General features: G+C 65.8%; 17 protein-coding genes. 11 read left to right on the top strand and 6 right to left on the bottom strand.

Annotated features, from left to right (window positions below):
- Window positions 1-7: 7 nt before the first annotated feature.
- Window positions 8-949, bottom strand: a complete 942-nt coding sequence (locus tag ABNQ39_RS36850) for a replication protein RepA (protein WP_376967852.1) — start codon at window positions 947-949, stop codon at window positions 8-10.
- Window positions 950-1596: 647 nt separating this feature from the next.
- Between ABNQ39_RS36850 and ABNQ39_RS36845 the strand changes: the two genes are divergently transcribed.
- The 3 genes from ABNQ39_RS36845 (at window position 1597) to ABNQ39_RS36835 (ending at window position 2475) form a co-directional block, all read left to right on the top strand.
- Window positions 1597-1764: a transposase gene (locus ABNQ39_RS36845; RefSeq protein ID WP_376967849.1), complete on the top strand. Its 168-nt coding sequence runs from the start codon at window positions 1597-1599 to the stop codon at window positions 1762-1764.
- An 83-nt stretch (window positions 1765-1847) separates the two neighbouring features.
- Complete coding sequence (locus tag ABNQ39_RS36840) at window positions 1848-1940, top strand: hypothetical protein (RefSeq protein ID WP_376967847.1); 93 nt, start codon at window positions 1848-1850, stop codon at window positions 1938-1940.
- A 394-nt stretch (window positions 1941-2334) separates the two neighbouring features.
- Window positions 2335-2475 carry a hypothetical protein gene (locus tag ABNQ39_RS36835; RefSeq protein WP_376967845.1) on the top strand — a complete coding sequence of 47 codons (141 nt, stop codon included), beginning with the start codon at window positions 2335-2337 and terminating at the stop codon, window positions 2473-2475.
- Window positions 2476-2500: 25 nt separating this feature from the next.
- Here ABNQ39_RS36835 and ABNQ39_RS36830 read toward each other — a convergent pair whose 3' ends face one another.
- The 3 genes from ABNQ39_RS36830 to ABNQ39_RS36820 all read right to left on the bottom strand — a co-directional run bounded on the left by ABNQ39_RS36830 (window position 2501) and on the right by ABNQ39_RS36820 (window position 6681).
- Window positions 2501-4057, bottom strand: coding sequence for a hypothetical protein (locus ABNQ39_RS36830; protein WP_376967843.1), 1557 nt, complete (start codon window positions 4055-4057; stop codon window positions 2501-2503).
- A gap of 10 nt (window positions 4058-4067) precedes the next feature.
- Window positions 4068-6152 carry a hypothetical protein gene (locus ABNQ39_RS36825; protein WP_376967841.1) on the bottom strand — a complete coding sequence of 695 codons (2085 nt, stop codon included), beginning with the start codon at window positions 6150-6152 and terminating at the stop codon, window positions 4068-4070.
- Window positions 6153-6363: 211 nt separating this feature from the next.
- Entirely contained in the window at window positions 6364-6681 is a 318-nt protein-coding gene (locus tag ABNQ39_RS36820; protein WP_376967838.1) for a hypothetical protein, read from the bottom strand.
- A gap of 106 nt (window positions 6682-6787) precedes the next feature.
- On the opposite strand from ABNQ39_RS36820, the gene ABNQ39_RS36815 reads away from it, so the two are divergent.
- Both ABNQ39_RS36815 and ABNQ39_RS36810 read left to right on the top strand, forming a co-directional pair.
- Window positions 6788-7474 (top strand): hypothetical protein, encoded by a 687-nt coding sequence (locus ABNQ39_RS36815; protein WP_376967835.1) that lies wholly within the window; start codon window positions 6788-6790, stop codon window positions 7472-7474.
- A 131-nt stretch (window positions 7475-7605) separates the two neighbouring features.
- A complete protein-coding gene (locus tag ABNQ39_RS36810; protein WP_376967833.1) occupies window positions 7606-10437 on the top strand; it encodes a hypothetical protein in 2832 nt (943 codons plus the stop codon).
- A 243-nt stretch (window positions 10438-10680) separates the two neighbouring features.
- Here ABNQ39_RS36810 and ABNQ39_RS36805 read toward each other — a convergent pair whose 3' ends face one another.
- Both ABNQ39_RS36805 and ABNQ39_RS36800 read right to left on the bottom strand, forming a co-directional pair.
- The gene (locus ABNQ39_RS36805; RefSeq protein WP_376967831.1) at window positions 10681-11406 is read right to left on the bottom strand and encodes a LuxR C-terminal-related transcriptional regulator; all 726 of its coding nucleotides are present in this window, start codon (window positions 11404-11406) and stop codon (window positions 10681-10683) included.
- A 105-nt stretch (window positions 11407-11511) separates the two neighbouring features.
- Complete coding sequence (locus ABNQ39_RS36800) at window positions 11512-12114, bottom strand: hypothetical protein (RefSeq protein WP_376967828.1); 603 nt, start codon at window positions 12112-12114, stop codon at window positions 11512-11514.
- Window positions 12115-12618: 504 nt separating this feature from the next.
- Here ABNQ39_RS36800 and ABNQ39_RS36795 point away from each other — a divergent pair.
- The 6 genes from ABNQ39_RS36795 (at window position 12619) to ABNQ39_RS36770 (ending at window position 18478) form a co-directional block, all read left to right on the top strand.
- Window positions 12619-13005, top strand: coding sequence for a hypothetical protein (locus ABNQ39_RS36795; protein WP_376967826.1), 387 nt, complete (start codon window positions 12619-12621; stop codon window positions 13003-13005).
- Window positions 13006-13054: 49 nt separating this feature from the next.
- On the top strand, window positions 13055-13465 hold the full coding sequence (locus tag ABNQ39_RS36790; RefSeq protein WP_376967824.1) for a hypothetical protein: 411 nt from the start codon (window positions 13055-13057) through the stop codon (window positions 13463-13465).
- A gap of 1550 nt (window positions 13466-15015) precedes the next feature.
- The gene (locus ABNQ39_RS36785; protein WP_376967821.1) at window positions 15016-16182 is read left to right on the top strand and encodes a hypothetical protein; all 1167 of its coding nucleotides are present in this window, start codon (window positions 15016-15018) and stop codon (window positions 16180-16182) included.
- A gap of 242 nt (window positions 16183-16424) precedes the next feature.
- Window positions 16425-17774, top strand: coding sequence for a hypothetical protein (locus ABNQ39_RS36780; protein WP_376967819.1), 1350 nt, complete (start codon window positions 16425-16427; stop codon window positions 17772-17774).
- Window positions 17775-17903: 129 nt separating this feature from the next.
- Window positions 17904-18035 (top strand): hypothetical protein, encoded by a 132-nt coding sequence (locus tag ABNQ39_RS36775; protein WP_376967817.1) that lies wholly within the window; start codon window positions 17904-17906, stop codon window positions 18033-18035.
- Window positions 18036-18046: 11 nt separating this feature from the next.
- Window positions 18047-18478, top strand: coding sequence for a hypothetical protein (locus ABNQ39_RS36770; RefSeq protein WP_376967815.1), 432 nt, complete (start codon window positions 18047-18049; stop codon window positions 18476-18478).
- Window positions 18479-18815 lie beyond the last annotated feature (337 nt).

Raw genomic sequence — 18815 nt, 5'->3', positions numbered from 1 at the left:
GGCAACCCTATCGCAAGATGCCACGCGGCGCTTTTTCCGGTACAGGGGATGGCGAGTGGTGTAGCACAACGCCGTCGCCTTCAAGGGTGACTTTCGCATCGGGGTAGACCGCTAGCACGAATTTGAGAGACTCGATCAGGCGAGGCTTGAACTGGAAGAGGTTCTTGTAGCCAGCACCGAATTGGGCGTAGAGCGCGCTCCAGGTAATCGGCATCGGCTTGCTGAGGCTGTGCAACCGGTAGGAGAGCCAAACATAAAGGTCAATGGCCATCGAGCGACTGGAGATCGACTTCAGCGCCGGCTCCCAGATCGGGACGGGGTGCTCGCGCAAAGCCTTGAAGAAGCTTGCGCTCAGCCGAACGGTATCTACCCACAGCCGTGGCTGGGTGTCGTCATCCTCGTAAAGCTGGATGCCGCCGTCTACGATGGATTCCTTCGAGAATTTTGCGCCGCGGCCGGCGTCCGGTCCGTGCCAGCTGAACGTCAAGTGGCATGCTGAGATGCGGTCGGCTTGGTCTCGGACGACCCTATAGCTGCTACCACCAATCGGCACGCCCATGCGACTCATCCAGTCGCGCATGGAGCCGCCGAGTTCAACCTCCGGGCAGCCAGTTTGGATTGCCCGCGTCTGGAGGTACAACATGATGAGCCTGGCCCGGCTGCCATAGGGCACGCCGAACTGCTTGAACCCGCCACGGCCATCGGGTAGCGATCCGGGCTCAATCAGTAGGGAGACGTTGTGCCCCTGTCGCTCCCACTTGGCGCTATCATCAAGGGCCTTGTGTGGCAGTGCGGTGAGGCAGAATCCTGAATAGGTGATATTGAATGCCGAACTCGGATTCGCCAGGATCTCTGCCGCAAGATCGACCAGCCGGCGGTCCTCTTCCGGCACCAACTCACGAGCAGCTTCCCTACCGTGATCACGAACAAGTTGGTGGATCGTGCCCATGAGTCCTCCAAGCGCTAACTGATGCACATCATCGTCAGCGGCGCGAGGAAAAGCAATTTGGCATCTTGAGATGGAGCTAGTAGGGCCTGTTTTGAGAGTCTTTATTTGATTCATCGCAGGATGCCACGGGATAAGCCGAGTTGTGTCGAGTCGTTTATCGCAGGATGCCAGTGGAAAATCGCAAGATGCCAACTGCTACCTGTGGATGATCGATGCGAATCGGTTCGCATCTCAAGATGCCAATGGCGAATCGGAGTTCGCCACTTATCGCAAGATGCCACGTTTCTACTGGCCATATCGGGGCTGTGAGCCATCGCAGGATGCCAATGGCGGTCGGTTGGTGCACCCGCTTATCGCAAGATGCCACTTCACTGGGTCCGCGGATTCTCGACCGGCCGTTCACGAGGAAGATCACCTTCATCGTGTGATAACCTCCATTTCGCTGTTCTCGAACATCGGATCGGTGTCAGCTTGTTGCATGGAGGAGGCTGGTGTCTTAGGCGGAAGGAGACCTCGTTCCCATTCTGGTGATCCCCTGTGTCACATTAAGCTAACGCTGCTCGTCGTCATCACATCCTTCGACCAAGCAGAAGGTGACAAACTGCGCGGAGTACGATGCCGCCTTGCGCCAACGTGGGAACCTGAGGGTGTGGGGCAGTAACGAGGCCATCGCCGGCTGGAAGGCGGCAACTCGCACGAAGCCGGGTGGACAGCCCAGTTACTCCGATCTGGCGATCACGACGGCCTTGATGCTGCGTGCCGTCTTCCGGCTGGCGCTGCGCCAGACTGAAGTATTGATCGGCTCCGTCCTGTAGCTGCTCGGCCTCGAGCCATCGGTGCCGGAGCCCGCAAGGGCCTGCACAGCTACCATTCCACCATCGCCCGTCGCACCCGGACGGTGACGCTGCCAGAAACGCCGCGTTCGAGCGGCGCTTCCATTCACCTGCTGGTGGACAGCACCGGGCTGAAGCTGTGTGGGCCGGGCGAATGACTGATCGAGAAGCATAGTACCAAGAAGCGGCGCTCCTAGTACGCCTTGCACATCGGCATGGACGCGGGCGGCGGCCTGATTGTCGCCACCACGCTGACCGACCGCGGTGTTGATGACGCTTCGCAATTAGGCCCCTTGCTCAATCAGCTCGCCGGACCGGTGGCCTCGCTAACCGGCAAACCCGCTCATCCCTGCCTCCGTGCACCAATACCTGCATGAGCGCCATTCCGAGGCGGCCGTGGTGGCGTCGCCCCGCAGCGATGCCGTGCTCAGCGACACCGCCGAGACTGTGCCCACCCAGCATGACCGTCACATCCAGACAATCGCGCAGCAGGGGTGAATGGCGTGGCAGTAAGCCAGCAACTACAACAAGCGTGCGGGCGTGGAAAGCTAAATGGCGCGCTGGAAGGGTGTCCTCGGCGAGGTGCTGCGCTTCCGCTGTGACGCGGCGCAGGCCATCGATGTCACCATCGGCGTAGCGGTCCTCAACCGCATGCTCGACCTTGGACACCCGAACTCTGTCCGTGTCGTCTGAGGGCTGGGGCAATCCCTTCCTCAGCTCACCTCGCTGTAACACGCCGACGCGGGGCCACACGGCGCGGTCGCGGCAATCCCCGCCGTTGGCGGAGCGCGTCCAGGGCATCGTCCAGCATGCGGCTGGCGGCGACGGAACGTCCGCCCACCAGGTATGCTTCCGCCGACCGTGGATCTCGTTGGTCGAGCTGATGCTGGACCAAGGGTAGGCGCGTGGTGTCGGCGTTCGCGTGTGACGTGGCGTAGCACGTCCGTACCATGTGCGGCCCGACCGCCCGACCGAATCGGCGCATCGTGTGCAAGGTCAGCTGGCGCCAGAATTGGTGATGTCCGAGCGGTCGTCCGTCCCGTCCGATCCACAGGTTGCCGTGGTCCTCCACGGTTCCGAGCAGTACCGGCCGGAAGCGCGACCACCATGCCGTATGATAGGACTGCAAGGCGTCCGGGAAAGGCACCTGCGACGGGTCGCCGTTCTTCGTCGTGGCGAAGACCAGCGCCTCGACCGTCCCGTCCGGACCCAGAAGGAGCTGCTCGCCGACGCGGGTGCTGGCGATGTTGCGTAGGCGCTTGGGACGCAGGCACAGCAGCGCCAGCATGTAGCCGTCGCGGAACAGCAAGGCGCTGAACGCGGTGGGAAGGCGCCGGAGCGCCGTGTCCATGAGCTCAACCGCCAAGCGGTACAACTCGTCAATGGGCACATACCGGCTGGCCTTGTCCTTCACTGGCACCGCGTACTGCTTGAGGGCGATCCAGTCCTCCTTCAGCCACGTCCAGTCCTGATCAGGATGCATCACCGTCAGAGCGCGATACACTTCGAAGAGGTAGGTGGCCACCGAAACGACGGAGGTACTGCTTGGGCGCTGCCAGCAGTCTTCGACGAAGGCCTCAATGGCGGCGCGTGTCACTGGTCCGCCATTATGACCGGAGGCCGCGGCCCACCCCAGGTACCGTCCCCATCCCCGCTGCACGCGTGCTTTGTAAGCCTCGCTCCAGGTCCACGGCGGCCGTTTGCTTTCCGGCATATCGGCGAAAGCCTCGTCGCTCGGTGCCGCGGCGCTCGGTGCCGAAGCAACGCGGTGCGCGCGGCGGCGGAAGCGATCGGTCAGAGAAGACCGCGGCGGTTCGACGGCACGAGCCCAACGCGCCTGATCGTCCGGCCCCCAGTTGGAATATGGCAGCGACAGCGGCTCGCGGACGGCATTGGGTGCTGCAGGACCGGGGCCCGGGGGCAGGCGCTTCGCCCGTTTCTGGCGGTACAGATCCAGAGCCAGCTGACCGTGTGCTGGATCAGGGTCGATGACGAGCAATGCGTATCCCGTCAACTGCAGGCCCTTTTCGGCCGAGGTCGGGGCGAGATGCGTCTCCAAAGCCTGTCCATACGCGACAAGAGCATCCGCCAATCTTGCCTTGCCGTTTGCCCCGCAGCTCCGAAACCCGAGGAACGCTCCATAAGCGCGGGTCACTTCGGCCCGAAACGTCGGCCTCCAGCCTCCAACCACCGGATGCGATATCCAGGTGGTCTGATCTGCTTGGGACCACTCGGCGAAGGGCACGGCGGGCCAGGGGCGTTTGCGTCCGGTCATGCAGTCCTCCTCAGAACCAGCCACGGCGCTTCGGCCGCAACGTGGACGGCGTGGATTGGTCGATCAGGCGCGTCACATGGGTGTCGAGCTCCGCCGCCGCCCACCGCGTCTGCATCTCGACGTAGACCTTGGTTGCGCGGGAGCCTCGGCTGTGCCCGAGCAGGGTTTCCACCAGCTCCATGTTCTTGGTCTGGAGCAGCAGGTAGCCGCCCATCAGCTTGCGCCACAGGTGCATGTTGATCGTGTAGCCGAGCCAATCGCGGACGAAGGCACAACACCGGCGTGACACCGCTCCGAGAGTTTTGTGAGTCCCCGGACGCGCTCCGGGGAACAGGTGGGGGTTGGCGTTGTCGGTGGTGAGCAGGGGGCGGTAATGGCGGAGGTGAAGGCGCAGCAGCGCGACCTTCCACGGGGCCAATTCCGCCTGGATCGCCTTGCGTGTCTTGGTTTGATCGGCGCGGTAGGAGAGCAGGCCCGGTGCTCCGCGCCGGGACGGCAAATCAAGGTTGAGGGTGATGTCGGTGCGCGCGAGCGTCGACAGGCGGACTGGCAGGGTCTGTTCGATCAGACACATGATCGCGGCCTCGACGTCCAGCGCCATCTCGACGGTAATGGGGAGCTTGCGCCGGCGCCGCTCTTCGGCCGCCTCGATGATCCCTGCCGGCATGCTCACCAGACGGGCCATGGCCTCTGGATCATGGAACTGCGCCAGCCGTGTCCGGTCTTCCTCCGACATGGAATCCTTGTCGAGGCCGTCCTCCACTTCGGCGCGCAGCTTGGCGAAGTCGTCGAGTTCGGCCGCCGTGATCCCGTCGACCCAGCGCCGGGCCACGGAGCCGAGAACTTTGACCACATTGCCAGCGTATTGGGTGTGTGTGCCCAAACGGACCTCGATGTCCCGTTCGACGACCTCGGCGGCAACGCCGACGTCGGCCACGTCAGCGAGACCACGGAACTCTTCCGGCGCCATGGTGCCCAGCCGGACCATCGCAGAGGCGGCGAAGAGGATCGTGTCGACATGGTCTTTTATGGTCCGGGGAGCGAGCGGTTCCAGCAGCTTGCGGCGCTTCTCGCCAGGATCCTTCGCTCCACGCCGCGCGCGTGCCCGCTCCAGCAGAGGCTTGCTGGCCTCCTCGGCATGGCCGCGCAGGCCGCAATTGTTTCGATACGCCATGAGGTCGGAGCGAAAGGGCTCGGGGAACGCAGACAGCGGTAGGTTGAGGTTCTCGCGGGTCCTCGGCACCGGGATGGTCACCGCGGGCCAACCGGGGACCTCGCGCACGGCCTGGTTCCAGGCATACCGCGCCTCGCGTGCCTTGGCAGCGACGCGGTCGGTGAGGGAGTGACGTTCCCGGCAGCCCTGATAGTCAACAAAGGTCTGCTCGGTGACCGTGTCCGGCGCGATGCCGGTGGCGTCGCAGTAGCGAACGAACGGCGACAACGCCGGGGCAAACCAAGCCTTCGTTGACGTCGTCCGGCCCGTGCGCTTGTCCCTGACCGTCACCGTCGGAATCGCGTCCCACAGGCTGCGCCACGCTGGCGACAAACTGTGGATCGGCTTGCGCTGGATCGCCACGGTTCCGGCGATCTCAAGTGCGCGCCGCACGTTGGACAGCACGTTGGACAGCGTCTTGTCCGACACGCCGAACCGTGCTCCGGTCCACGCCGCGAAGGTCGTGCGCAGAGCGACCGGGTCAGCAGGAACGGTTGCCGGATCACGGTCCAACCACACCCAGCACACCCGCTTCACATCGGCCACGATGTCCGCGCGACGGACTTCCGGGAGGTCGGCGCTCTCCACAGCACGGATGACCGCATCCAGGTACAGGCAGCGCCGCTGGCTGGCCGCGACGCCGCGCTCGGCGGCGAGTTCAGCAAAGGCAAGACCGGTCTTTACGGCGAGTGCCCGGAGGACGGTGTGGTCGGGATTGCGATTCCGGCCGTTCACGATGTCGGCGACAAGCTTTTCGCCCCGCCCGATGGACAGGCTGAGAGCCCGCATCGAAACCCGCCGGTCACGGCAGAAGCGCGCCAGCTGATCCGCCGCGGTCGGCAGCGCGGGCCGGTCCGCGTCACAAAGAGGGATCATGGCCATCAGGGTTCCTTCCTTTGGTGAGGGGGCGAACAGGGCAGGGGATCGGGGCGGGGATCACTCGGGACGCCGCCGGACGACAGGGGACGACAGGGCCCGCCAGAGGGGATAAGGGGGTGCCGGCATCCCGTGCGGATGACACTGGGCCCTCCTCCCCCGACCCGTCCAAGACCCCGACGGAGAACGACAATCTCCGACAGGTCCCGACACGCCATCACGAGATCACATCGCCGCGCCGCATCCGCTCCTCGACCAGCAGCAGTTGCTCGCGCGGGATCAGCACCCGCCGTGCCGGATGGTCAGCCGGGACGAAGACACGCTTCTTGATCATGCGTTCGACCGAACGAACGCTGCACCGCAGCCGGCACGCCACCTCGGCCTTGGTCAGGAAGGACGGCAACTCGCCCAGGAGGATCGCGGGAGTGTCCTTGCGCTGCGTGCCATGCTGGGCGCGCTCGGCATGTGCCTCGGTCTTAGTCGTTGCGAGGGCCACCCACGGGCGCTGGCGCCGCGTCGGCTTGGGATCAACCATGATACTGCTCCGCTTGAGGTGTGCACCCTTGACCGCGGGGCGGAATGCGCCGCATCGTGGGAGTCTGTGGGTGTTCCTGGCGAAGTTTGTGGGAGTGTGTGGGAGTATGTCAACCGATGACCGGGCGCTGATCGGTGCGCTGATCGAGTTGCAGGGCGGCATCCGCCGGGTTGCCCGAGCGACCGGCCTGGATCACTCGACGCTTGCGAAGTGGCTCAAAGGCGAGCAGGCCACGCTCTCGGCTGCGAAGGTTGCCCTGCTGCGCGATGCCATCGGGCTGCCCGAGGAAATGCCGGACGATGCGAGGGTCCATGTCTGGTCACCGCGTATGGGCATGGACGCGTTGCGAAGAGCGGTCAGCGCGTTTTTTCCCCAAGGTGCTGCCGTCGCGCGGAGCTCGTGGTCCGCACCGAACCGCGACCGGCTGCGCAACCTTGCCCGGCTCACGTTTCCCGCGGAGGTCTACGGTCTGTACGATGGCCGCCGCCGGGCAGTGGTCCGAAACCCGCCTGGGGTGTTTCTCGACGTGGACACGCTGCCAGGTTTGCGCTGGATTGGTCCGGCCGGTGCCCGCTCGCTCAGGATTGACGATGCGGAGCGAGACGTTTGGATGAAGGGGACTCTCGATCTTGCCCTGTTCGATGCCGCTTGGCCTGGGAGCGACGACAGCACGGACGCGGAGGTGATCGCCGTGATTCGGGCGCTCGGCTTGAGCAACAGGGACGCCATCGGGGTCTTGCGGGAATCAGCAGCGGAAGCCAATCCACCAGAAATCCCTCCTGCACGTCGGTGAACCCGTAGCGAATGCCGGACAGGGCCTATGCGCTTGCCGCGGGAGGTTCATATCTGCGGCCACCAACCCGACGACGGCATAGGCCTGTCCTGAGCCGGATCGGATGCGCAACCGCACGGAAGGACCTTCGAGTGGCGCTCGACCCTGTTTCTTTCGCCGAATACGCCGCCCAGACCGGTTCCATGGACGTGGATCGCGGGCTGGAGCCCCTGTCACCGGCAGACCAGCACACGAACAAGAAGACCGCTTCTGGGAAGACCGTTGTGCCGTTGCGGCCCCGGTCGACGCCCGGCATCGAGCGCGACCATTTTGGGGAGTTGCCGCGCGGGGTTTATCGCCTGACGGCCGAGCAGGCCGCTGGGGCGGGTCTGCCGTCTTGGGCTGACCTGCTGCCGCCCGAGCAGGCCCGCGCCAAGCTCGACGCGGCCATGCGGGATACCATTGCCATGATGGCCGGTGTGCGTGCGGATGGTGCCATGCCAGCCGTTCTGGTTCGTGCCACCGCCGGCCTCGGCAAGAACGACGCGCTTTGGAGGGCGCTCGGGGAGCGCGCGCCGCTGGAATTGCCCGCCCCGGCCAGCGGCCGAACGGTGTCTGGGAGCGACCCCGGCCGTATTCCCGTCCTCTATCTGGCGCCGCGCCGGGATCTGGCGGAGCAGGAACTCAAGCGCGCTGCGGCTGCCGGGCTGCGCGCCCGTCGCTGGCGTTCGCGGCTGGACGCGGCCGAGGATGGCGAGCCGATGTGCGTGATGCATGATCAGACGCGCGCGCTGTACGATGCGGGCCGTGGTGCCGATGTGGGCCGGCTGTGCCAGACGGTGGTATGCGGTGCCGATGGTCGAGAGCAAACCATACATTGCGACGCCTATGGCGCATGCCGCTTCCGCCGGCAGGCCGACGACGTCAAACACCTCGCGGCCGCCGGCGGGATCGATGTCCTCATTGCAACGCACCGCTATCTGACGCTCGGCGCTCCGGCCGGCATGGTGCCGGGGCTCGTGGTCGTCGACGAGCGTTTCGACGGCCTGCTCATCGGCGAAAGCCGGATCGGCACGGCGGCACTGGCCGCGACGACGGCGAACGGTCGCCCAGGCGCTGAACTGCACGCGATCCGCGACCGTCTCGCGGCATGGATGGCAGCGCACATCGAACGTTGCGAACCGGGAACTGGTTTCGACTTTGCCGCGGCCGTCCAGGCGTTGCTCCAGACCCCGTTGGCCGCTTACGTCGGCGAGGCGCTCCTGGCGTGCGAAAAGCGCGCGGACTTTGGTCCGTACATCCGCCCGAACATGGCGGTGGCGGATCTGCCGCTCGCTGGCGCGGATGGGCCGCGGGCAGCGGTCGAGGCCCGGAGCGAATGGCAGTTCTGGACGCTCGTCGCGCGCGAGATCGAGCGGCAAGCCGGCCTCGGGCCTGATCGCATCGCTCCGAACCGACAGGTCAAACTGCTGCGGGTGCGGGCACGCACCGACTCCGGGGAGGCTGTCATGGGGCGCGTGCTGCGGCTGTCCTATCGTCTGGAACCGGCAAAAGAGTTCCGCGAGAGGCCGCTGGTTGCACTTGATGCGACCGGGGATGTCGAGATGCTGCGTCCGCATTTTCCGGATCTCGCATGGTCCGTGGAGCGCGTGGATGCCGCGCAGCCCGGCATTCGTCGCATCCTTATCCCCGACTCCGTCGTTTCCGACACGCAGGTTTTGGGCGGTGGGCCGGGTGCATCGTCCAAGACCATGGTCGCTCAGCTTGTCCGGACGGTGGCGGATCACATCCGAGCGAGCCGGCAGTGTGTCGCCATCGTCGCGACCACGATGGTCGAGCGCATGGTCGGTGCGCGCCTCGCCGCCGATCCCGACCTCCGGGGTCGCTTTCTCCTGAGCTCCGAAGCGGTTGCGCGGCATGGGGCAGCCGACGCCTTCCACGCGTGTGATGCGATCGCCCACAGCGGCACGCCGCTGCTCAAGAACTTGGTTGAAGAGGTCAAGGTATTGGCAGGGCGCCATCAGCGGCTGGCTGTTCTTGCCACTATGGCGGTGGAGCGCGCGATCGTGGCGCTGCTGACACTCTCCGGCGACATGCCGGCGAACCTGGTGTTCGGCCACTTCGGCGCCCAGCGTGGAATGAACATGATCGCGGACTGCGACGGCTACTACCTCATCGGCCGGTTGCAGCCGCCTCCGGAACAAATCGAATCGGGTGCGATGGCACTCTGGGGCGATGCCGCGGAGCCTCCGCCGTGGCTCAACCCGACTGGGGGCGAGGAGACGCGCTATCCGCACCACGTCGGCTACTACCACATCGACAGCGAGGTCTTGGCGCGCGCTCATGTGCCGATGCCGGAGGATGCACGCATGCGCGCCGTGCTCGCGCAGATCCGCGAAGCCGAGCTTATCCAGGCGGACGGGCGGGCGCGCGGGGCTCACCGCACGACGCCAGCTTACGTGTATCACCGCGGTGCCATTCCGCTCGAACTTCCGTACGATGAGGTGCTGCCCGCCGCCGCGATCGTCGGAGGCTACGGCCGCCTGGAGACGGCGCGCCGCAAGCTTGGGGGTATTCTGCCGGCGAGCAAGACCCTCCTGGCGGAGTTGTCCGCGCGGGCCTTCGGAAGACCGCTGTCGGAAGATGCCGCCAACCAGATCCTGCGTCGCGCCGGGCTGACCGGCATCGGCGAGATGGTCGAGGGTTGGCGGAGCGGCGCCGACGACGCGGAGCAAAAGGGTACGGACAGCTATAGGAACTCTTATGGAGTTCGTACCCTTTTCGCCGGACTGCGGATCGCGCGTGTTTCGTGGCAGGGTGCCCGTGGGCGTCAGCCCTACGTGCTGATCGACCCTGACATCGCGGAACCTGAAGAGGCTGTGCGCACGTTGCTGGCCAGCGTCGGCAAGACCATGACGATGTGCCGTCTCGAGCGCCGCCGGGGCGCCACCCTGGTTCATTTGAACCGCCCGCATCGCGCCTGACACACACGCGATGGCACAGGCAAGAGGACGATCCTGGCGGCCGCCGGTCCAGGGAGGACTTCGGCCGAAGGGCGGCTCACCGCCGTCCGGCCCTTCAACGGTGAAGGCCACCCTGCCGCGCAAGCACCGCCTGCGCGGCACATCGAGGGAGGGCACCCCGTCGGCCGGCGGACCGGGCGATTCAGGCCGGCACCGTGTCTCGGCTGGTCCAGCACGCCGATGCGGCGGGCAGGGTGAGAGGCTCTATCCGGCGTAGCGATCCCGAGCCGCATCCGACGAGGCGGGCGACCGCAGCAGGCGACACACCAGCTCGGTGCGGCTCCGGACGCGCAGACCGCGGAAGATCGCCGTGCCGTGGACCTTGACGGTGCCCTCGCTGATGCCAAGCCGGCCCGCGATCGTCTTGTTGGGCAATCCCTCGGCGATCAGCACGGCGATGTCCCGCTGCCGTGGGGTCAAGCAGGCGAGATCGGCGCCGAGCGGAGCGGTCTCTGCGCCGGTGATATCGGCCGGAGGCGGCGAACAGGATACGGACCGTGCAACAGTGGCCGGCACCATGCAGAACCCGGCCGCGATGCCGGCGAGGGCGGCTTGAAGGGCGTGTGGTGTTTCCTGGCCCGTCAGCAGCAGGTCGGCGCCGGTCGCAAGCAGGGTGGTCGGATTACCGCTCCACGCCGACGGTATAGCGAGAGCGATCACCGGCGGGTGGCGCAGCGTCCGCAGGTATGCGATGTGGAACTCTGTCTCCATGTCCGGTGCAGACACGTGGAGGACCGCGAGGCCGGGGTCGGCCGAGCGATCGAGGCTCCAGATCGAGTCCAGCACCTCGACGTAGGCGTCGGGGACCGCACGTTCGATGAGTCGGACAAGCCCCTGGCCGGCCAAGAAGTCGGGGCTGATGATGGTGGTGCGTGTCAGCGGAGAAAGCTGCACGGCCGGGGCGGTCACAGCGGGAAGGTTGGATGACATGCGATGTGCTCCATAGCAAGGGGCAGGTGTGCGGCGGAACGCGCGGTGGTCAGAAACAGCCGGTGGGCTGGTGGACGCTGGAAGGGCGGCCATCAGCAATTCCGCTTAGTGGAACGCGGAAGCGCACCAACCGGCAGACGTCTCTGGCTGACGGCATCCACTTGACCGCTGTGCCCGCGCGGCGTGGAAATGCAGGACGATCCCCCGCAGCCCTGAGGCCAGCGTCCACGAGGACTCGGCAAGAAGCGCTGTGGTCACGGTGTCGCTGATCAGCGCCGTTGCTTGCGCGTAAGCGGTCTCCCCTACGGCGATCGATGCGCGGTCGTCAGCGCAGACCGCAACCACGGAGGTGACCGTGACGACCGGCTTGACCGCTACCGGCGCTGCTAGCGTCGCAGTGGCCAGACCGTGGACCTTGGTGCCGTGAAGCCATAGGGGGGCGGTGGCGTGAAGGGCGGCTGGAACGTCGGCGAGGCGGCGGCGGAAACGCTCGGTGTCGAGGTCCCCACCCGCATGGGGCGGAGCGAGCAGGTCGAGGGCGACCAGTTCCGCGGGGAGGATTCGCATCAGGTCGCTCACCCACCCTGCGGCCCGGGCGTGGAGCGGGATTTCGAGGCGGCAGGCGTGACCGTCCAGCCTGAGCACACCGTCGGCGTAGAACAGGTGGACGGGGTGCGTGTGCGCGAGGGCGTGCGAGAGAGAGCGCATCGGTTGTCTCCGGTGAGAAGAGGTCCGACGCGGCGTCCGGTGGGTGACCGCCGTGGGCCGCGCCTGCACGGCGCGCGGCCCACGGCGGTCACCCACTGGATCCTTCATGATGTGATGTACGGGGAAGTGGCTGCTGGCATTTCGATACGCACCCGGCCTCCACGACTGCGACAGGCTGCTTACGTGTCGTCCACTTCCGTCAGCGCGGCGACCTCATTCAAGCAGTTGCCCATATGGCTTCCCGGATCCGCATCCGCTTCGAATGCCAATGGACGCCGCACCTGCAGCCGTCGGGACAGCCACCCGGTACGAACCGTCATACCGACGCTGTGCGAAGGCAGCTTAAAATCTCTGTAAATCCAAGGACCTGTATTCCCATCCGAGAGCCGGAAGTGCTGTACCGACAGCGAATATTACGTCATTGACGAAAACAACTTGCCAGGCGTCCTGCCGCCCGTCATATTTCGTAAGTGACAAAATCGGTGTGGGTGGCGGAAGCGAAGAATGGCGCGCAAGAAGACGACCCGACCCCCAGGACGCCCGCCGGTTGGCGAGAAGGCGATGACCGGGGCTGAACGGATGCGCCTAATGAAGGAACGGCGGGCGCTCCTTGATTTCAGGATGGCGCAGGCCCTTGTGGCGTTGCGGAAGGCGGCGCCTGACGTGGATGTGGACGACGATATCATCGCGTGGGCGACCGACCAGATCGAGACCAGGAAGCTTGAACTGCAGGCTGAGGCCCTCGCCCGCACCTACAAGACGAAGAGCACGCGGCCCGCCGATGTCCGTGCCGCGTTGACCAGCGAATACAAACGCCTGAAGACGGAGACCGATCCGTTGCGTGCGGAACGCTCTCGGCGTGAGAGAATCCGCGAAGAGACATCGGAGTGAACGCAGCGACGCTGAGGTCGGCGCTTCGCCAGCAGAACGGAATAAGTCAGTGACGAAACGCCACCCGCTGGAATGGCGCAACGGCCTTCAAGGGCTCGAATTGGCCTGGACGCTGCCCCGGACCATCGTCGTGTCAACCCTCACCGACCATGGCATGGACGTGGTCTCGCGACGTGGTTTTCTGCTGAACCAGGTCGACGGGCCGGTCGATGCCATCATCGCCGATGGCACCAACAACCAGCGCGGGGCCTGCGTGGCGGTGACCGAGCGGCGGCGCCTGCAATGGTGGTCGTTCTTCTCCTTCACGCGCAAGACGGGCGCTGCCACCGAGAGCCAACCCACCCAGCGCGACCGGCACCTGTGGGTGCCGCCGATTTCGGGCGCATGGCGTGGAGGATCAGTTCACTTTACAGCCTACGTGTTGTCGTGGAAGCCTGCTCCAGCCGTTACACCCACGTGATCGGTGACGGCGTACGGTTCCATACCGACGCTCGGCAACAGACCGAGATCGTAGTCGCCATACTGGTCCTAAACGGTATGCGCGACACCTTGAACACCCGGACTCTGTCCGCGCCGGTTGACCAGAGGCGCTGCCTTGCCGGCGCGACGTTCGCCACGCGGGTGCAACAGCGTCCCTGTTTGCGATCTGGTCATCGCTGCGGAGGTGGGGGCTGGTACTATGCTGGGGTTCGACCGGCCGGACCTGCGTCGGGCGCTACACCCCAAGGCTCCAGCGCGGAGGCGTTTGTGAGGCCACCGCAGGCGACCGCAAGCCAGTCGACCGCTTCCGCCTCGCTCCGAGCGGAGGCTCGGCGTCCGAAACCAGCGGCTTCGCCACCGCCTGAACCGCGATGCCTGCCGGCAAGGCTCTGCTCCTCATCCATATGGGGCAGGGCGCTGCGAAGGCATTTGCTTGCGCAGAGCATAGGCAGCCCGAAACCTGAGCAATTCCAGGCGCCTGGAGATGACCCCGTGCAGCGGACGGCGCCCTTCATGCGTCGTTGCGTTTTCCCCGTCCAAGACGCCCCATAACCCCGTACAAACCACCCCGCCGGCGCTCCATTCCCCGGACAGCCCACACCGCACCCCCGTACTTTTCACCCCGAAGCCCCGTCGTCTCCCAAGGCTGCTGCGGGTTTGCGGCGTTCGAAAGTCTTGGAACAACAGAGAGGAACAGTGCAACGAAGTTCCTCCTCTCAGGGGGCGGTCCACCCTGTCCCACCACCGCCCCGCTGGCCCTGGCGGGGCATCACACGGACAGAGCACCCGACGATGCCCCCGCTTGGACATCAAGCCGCTGGCGTGCAGGGGCTCGTGGCCGAGATGGAGCCATGGGTGGTGGTCGGCGAGCATGCCGTCGCCGGCCAGCTGGTCACGGTCTTGTTCGGCCGTGGGGGGTGGTGGAGGCGGGCCGGCGTTCTTGTGGCGGGGGTGATGGTTTACGAGCCGATCGCATCGGCCGGTGTGTGCTGGGTGCCGGAGCGCCAGGAGATCCGAACCGGAGCGTGGTTGCGGATGAAGGTGACGGGGCATCTCCCACCCCATCGACGGGGCGCCCTGGTGCCTGGGCACGTGATCCGGGGTGGAGGCGGACGGACAAAGCCACCAGGGCTCGTGTCCGGACGGCTGCGGTGCGGCATTCCGTCGCGGCTGCTTCGGAGATCCCGAGCGCCTTGACGGCAGCGCTCCCGACGGTGCGATGGCGATGTGCCGGACGCGGATGTCGGTCAGACGTCTCCGCGGCCGTTTGCACCACGGTATGCCTCGTCCTCGACGATCCGTCCGGTGGTCTTGACTGTCGTCCTCGGCCACACAGGCCGGGCATGCCGCCGGCTAGTCACGCCGAAACCCGTTGAGATGGGCGCAACGGACGAGGCGCGTTTTCACGCGTCCGGCTCACACGGATGAAGCAGGGGGTTGTCCGCAGAATCCACGGACAATATTCGCCGGCGCCATGGCCTCAGCCCCGCGCTCCGCGAGGCTACGACGCATGGCTTCACAAGGATCGCCATGTCCAATCTCGCTTCTTTCGACAGCATCGCGTTTCCGGTCACGTCGCCCGTCGGCGTGCCGTTCGCTTGCCACTCGAACGCTACGCCGGTGGCGTCTCTCGGCCCCCGTTTGCTGGGCACCCTTTCCGAAGAGGAGCTGGCCCAGGCCTTCACTTCGCTTGATCGGGTGGTGAAGGCGGCTACGACCCACCCCCGCTTTCTGAACTGTGTCGCCGGGCTGCTGCGCCAGTTCGGCGACGCGCACCGCAGCATCCTGATCAAGGCGCTCTGTGGGGCCGGTCCTGCGCATGGGCTGGGCAAGGGCGAAGCCGAACAGCAGGGCATGATGCTGGTCGCGGCGCTGCGCACGTTGCAGGATCTCAAGCAGCGGTCCCAGCTGACGTCGGTGCGCCATTCAGCGTATGTCCTGCCGGCGGGAACGCCTATGGAGCGTCTGCATGCCCGGCGGATCCTGCGCGTCGAGACGGTGACGCGGGCGGTGTTCCGCAAGGCCACGCATGGAACCTCCTGCACGGTTAGGCTCACAGACGATCCGGCGGCGGTTGGCTTCACTGTCAGGACCGGTCAGGTGTATCCGTACCGTGGTCGGTACAAGACCATTTCGGCCATCAGGCTGTTCTGGACCGTCACGGTTCCCCAGCGGTGGCTGTCGCGGGTGGACCGCCGTGGGCTGGCAGTTGTCGGTGGCCTCCTGACGCTCGACGCCCAGCCGCTGCGTTCGCCGGTGGCCGGCGTCGAACTCTACGCGGCAGTGTGGGCCGCTCAGACGCGTGGGCTGGACGTGCGGGTCGAACGCGGGTTTATCGCCCGGCAGGGTGCGACGAGTTATCACGGGTCGGACGTCGCTCGGGCCATCGCCGGCTTGAGGCGTAAGATGAGTCAGGAGGAGCGGTGGGGCTTCTCGCCGGACGAGCGCGCTGAACGTCGGTTGCAGTGCCTCGTCACCTTCGCCCGTCGCTTTGGCGATGAGCCGGTCACCTTGGACGACAGCGCAGCAGTCGGCAATTGTACCTACGGAACGCGGAGCTGGTGCTACGGGGTGGGGATTGATCCAGACGCCACCGCCACGACGCTGGCGCGTGTGCTGGAGGGCTACCGTCAGCGGCCGCAGGACGACGCCTGGGCGGTGGTGATGCGTGTGGTGCAGCGTGGCCGGTCGCGGTGAACCGGTGTGCCTGGTCCTGCCGTCCTCGGATGGCGGGGCCAGGCTCCGCGACCCTGTCAACGTGGCATCCGGTATCTGGAGACGTGACGGTGGATGTCGGCGGGAGGGTCGCACACCCGGTGGGCGCGATACGACGTACCTATGAGATGAGGGCGGCAGCCGGAACAACAGGTGTTGATCGGCCAGAAGGGTGAGCAATATCCGCCTGGGTCCATGAAGGCAGAACCGCAAGGGTCCACAGAATGACGATGTTCTCCCTGTCGATTGATCGGAATGCTCCGCCGCTCTCCGGTGCCGTCACCCTCGTCGGGCTCGCCCCGTCGCCGGTCACGGTGGTGCCGACGCCCGTGCCGCAGACGGCGAGCCTCAGCGGCCGGCCGGTGTCCCGGCTCACCGCGCACTTCCTTGTCCACCAGACCGATGACAACGGCGATCTCATGGCCCATGCCGTCGCCTCCCTCGACGTGGTGGAGATGGGGACCCTGCGGTATCCCGCCTTTCTTCAGTGCGTGGCCGGGCTGGTACGGCGGTGTGGCTCGCTGGGGCGGCGTGCTCTCGTCCTGGCCATTCGCGAGGCCGGTCCGGTGTTCGGTCTGGCGAAGCACGTCGCCGAACGCGAAGGCCGGGCACTCGCCGACGCCCTGCTTACCTTGCGTGATGTCAAGCAGCAGGCGCGCCGGCGCGAGGGGCCCAAGCCTATGCGGCCCGTCTGCTTGCCGTCTACCCGCTTGAAGCGGCGGCTGGCCCGCGGTGTCGCGCAGACTGTCCGCACGGCGCCGAAGACTGCCGCCACCGTCATGGTGAACGGCTCCGGCGCGGATGGCGCCCCGCCCCATCCGGGGCATGAGCGCTACCGGCCTGTTCTGCTGAGCACGCCGACCATCCTGTTCCGCAGCGTTTCCTTGCCCGAATTGGCGGACATTGTCCGCTCCGGACGGATCGTCGGGCGGCAGAATCTTTTCAACCCGTTTGAAGAGCGTCGGGAGGTGTTCTTCGGCACCATGATGACTTCAAAGCTAATCTGGCAGGGGGAGGAGATCGCGCGCCAGCTGAGCACGGCGTTGGAGAAGCACCCCCATCATGCAGCGCTTGCGTGCATTTGCGCTGCCAAGGAGCTGCTCAAGAAGGACTTGGCTGCCGTGAAATCCGCCAACGCCGAGCGTCTCAATCGGCGGCGGCAACTGAACGGTTTGCCGCCGATCGATGAATCGGCATTCGATGATTTCATGCTGCGGGACGAGGATGGGGATCGCCTCTTTCGGGTGCTGCGTAAGTTGGATCAGGAGATAAGCGAGCTGCACGCAACACACGGGAAGCTGCGCTGTTGCATGGAGGCCGCGGCCAAAGCGCATATCAAGCGCCTGCCGGTGACCTCGGCGGTGTTGGAGACGAGGCCCTTGACCGGTGGCTGGCTGTACAGTGAGCGTTATGGCGGCATCTCGGCGATGGACAATCAGGATGAAGTCGGCTTCCTGCCGGGGGTGGTAGAATGGGCCGACATCGTGGCGGTGCATTTGGTGCGGCAGCGCACCGTGACGCGCTGCATTGAGCCGAAGAATGTCGAGGCGGTGCTGGCCCTGTGCCGGATGTGAAAAGGCGCGTGGACCTCTCGCCAAAGACGTGATCATCGGTGCTTGCCGGAACAGCACCGCCGGGGTGGGGCAATGCCGTCGTACCCCGGCGTGGAGGTTGCAGGCTGCTCCGAACAGGGGAACGGACGTGTGATCCAAGCCGAACCTATCGGCGCCATCGCCGCCAAGCTGCGCGGCAGCAAGGCGGATGCCGGCGAGGCGCTGGAGGCGGTTCTGGACAGCCGGCAGGACGCGCTGGTCAAGTGTTCGATCTGTGACTGAGGGGCTGCGACATGCTGCCTCTCGGTGGTAGAGAACCGGACGACGGGTCCCCGACGTTAGAGGCGCCGATATTTTCCCTCGAACAGATCGCCCAAGGCACGCCGGAGCAGGATCGTCACCCGGACTTGCCGGCGGTGGAACGCGCGGTTGTGCAGAATGTGGTGCCGCTGACACCAAGCCGCGAGATCGGGCGGCGTCACATTCGCCGGATCATGGTCCCGGTGACAGGCCGCGAGGATCACCCGCGTCCTGCGGACGGTGCAGGCGTCCACGACATCCGGCCAAGCTGCGTCGCGACCATGATCGTCGCGCCAGGTATGCTGCTCCGGATCGAACCAGCGGCCGTCCGCCAGCACCCGGATTTCGTGCCCATGTGGCTTGCCACAGGTCCAGCAGCGGCCTCTCCCGTGTGGACCCTCAATCTCGAAGCGGACGCGCTGTGAGATCAAGGGCCAGTCGATCGGATACAGCCACCTCCGTTCGCGCCGGATCGGCACCGAAGGCCTCCCTTCTTGGATCATCCATCTATATTGCAGCGTTCATGGTTCAGTCTCAACATGTTGTTTTGGGGACGGTTGGAAGGGGGCCTTATGCCAAACGATCGAATCTTGATTGGGTGCAAACTGCGATCGCGTCCCACTGCGTGGTGTCTGAGGCGTGAGGCCGGCCCGCCGGAGCGCTCCCCCATAGCTGGCGCAGGCGGGCCGGCCGTTCGGAAGCGGGCGGTCACCGTGTTCTTCGGCTAAGTTGAGGTTGCTTGACGACCATCAACTGTGACGG

Source organism: Azospirillum sp. A26 (assembly GCF_042604635.1).
GTDB classification, from domain to species: Bacteria; Pseudomonadota; Alphaproteobacteria; order Azospirillales; family Azospirillaceae; genus Azospirillum; species Azospirillum palustre.
This window is presented reverse-complemented; position numbering and strand designations above follow the sequence as displayed.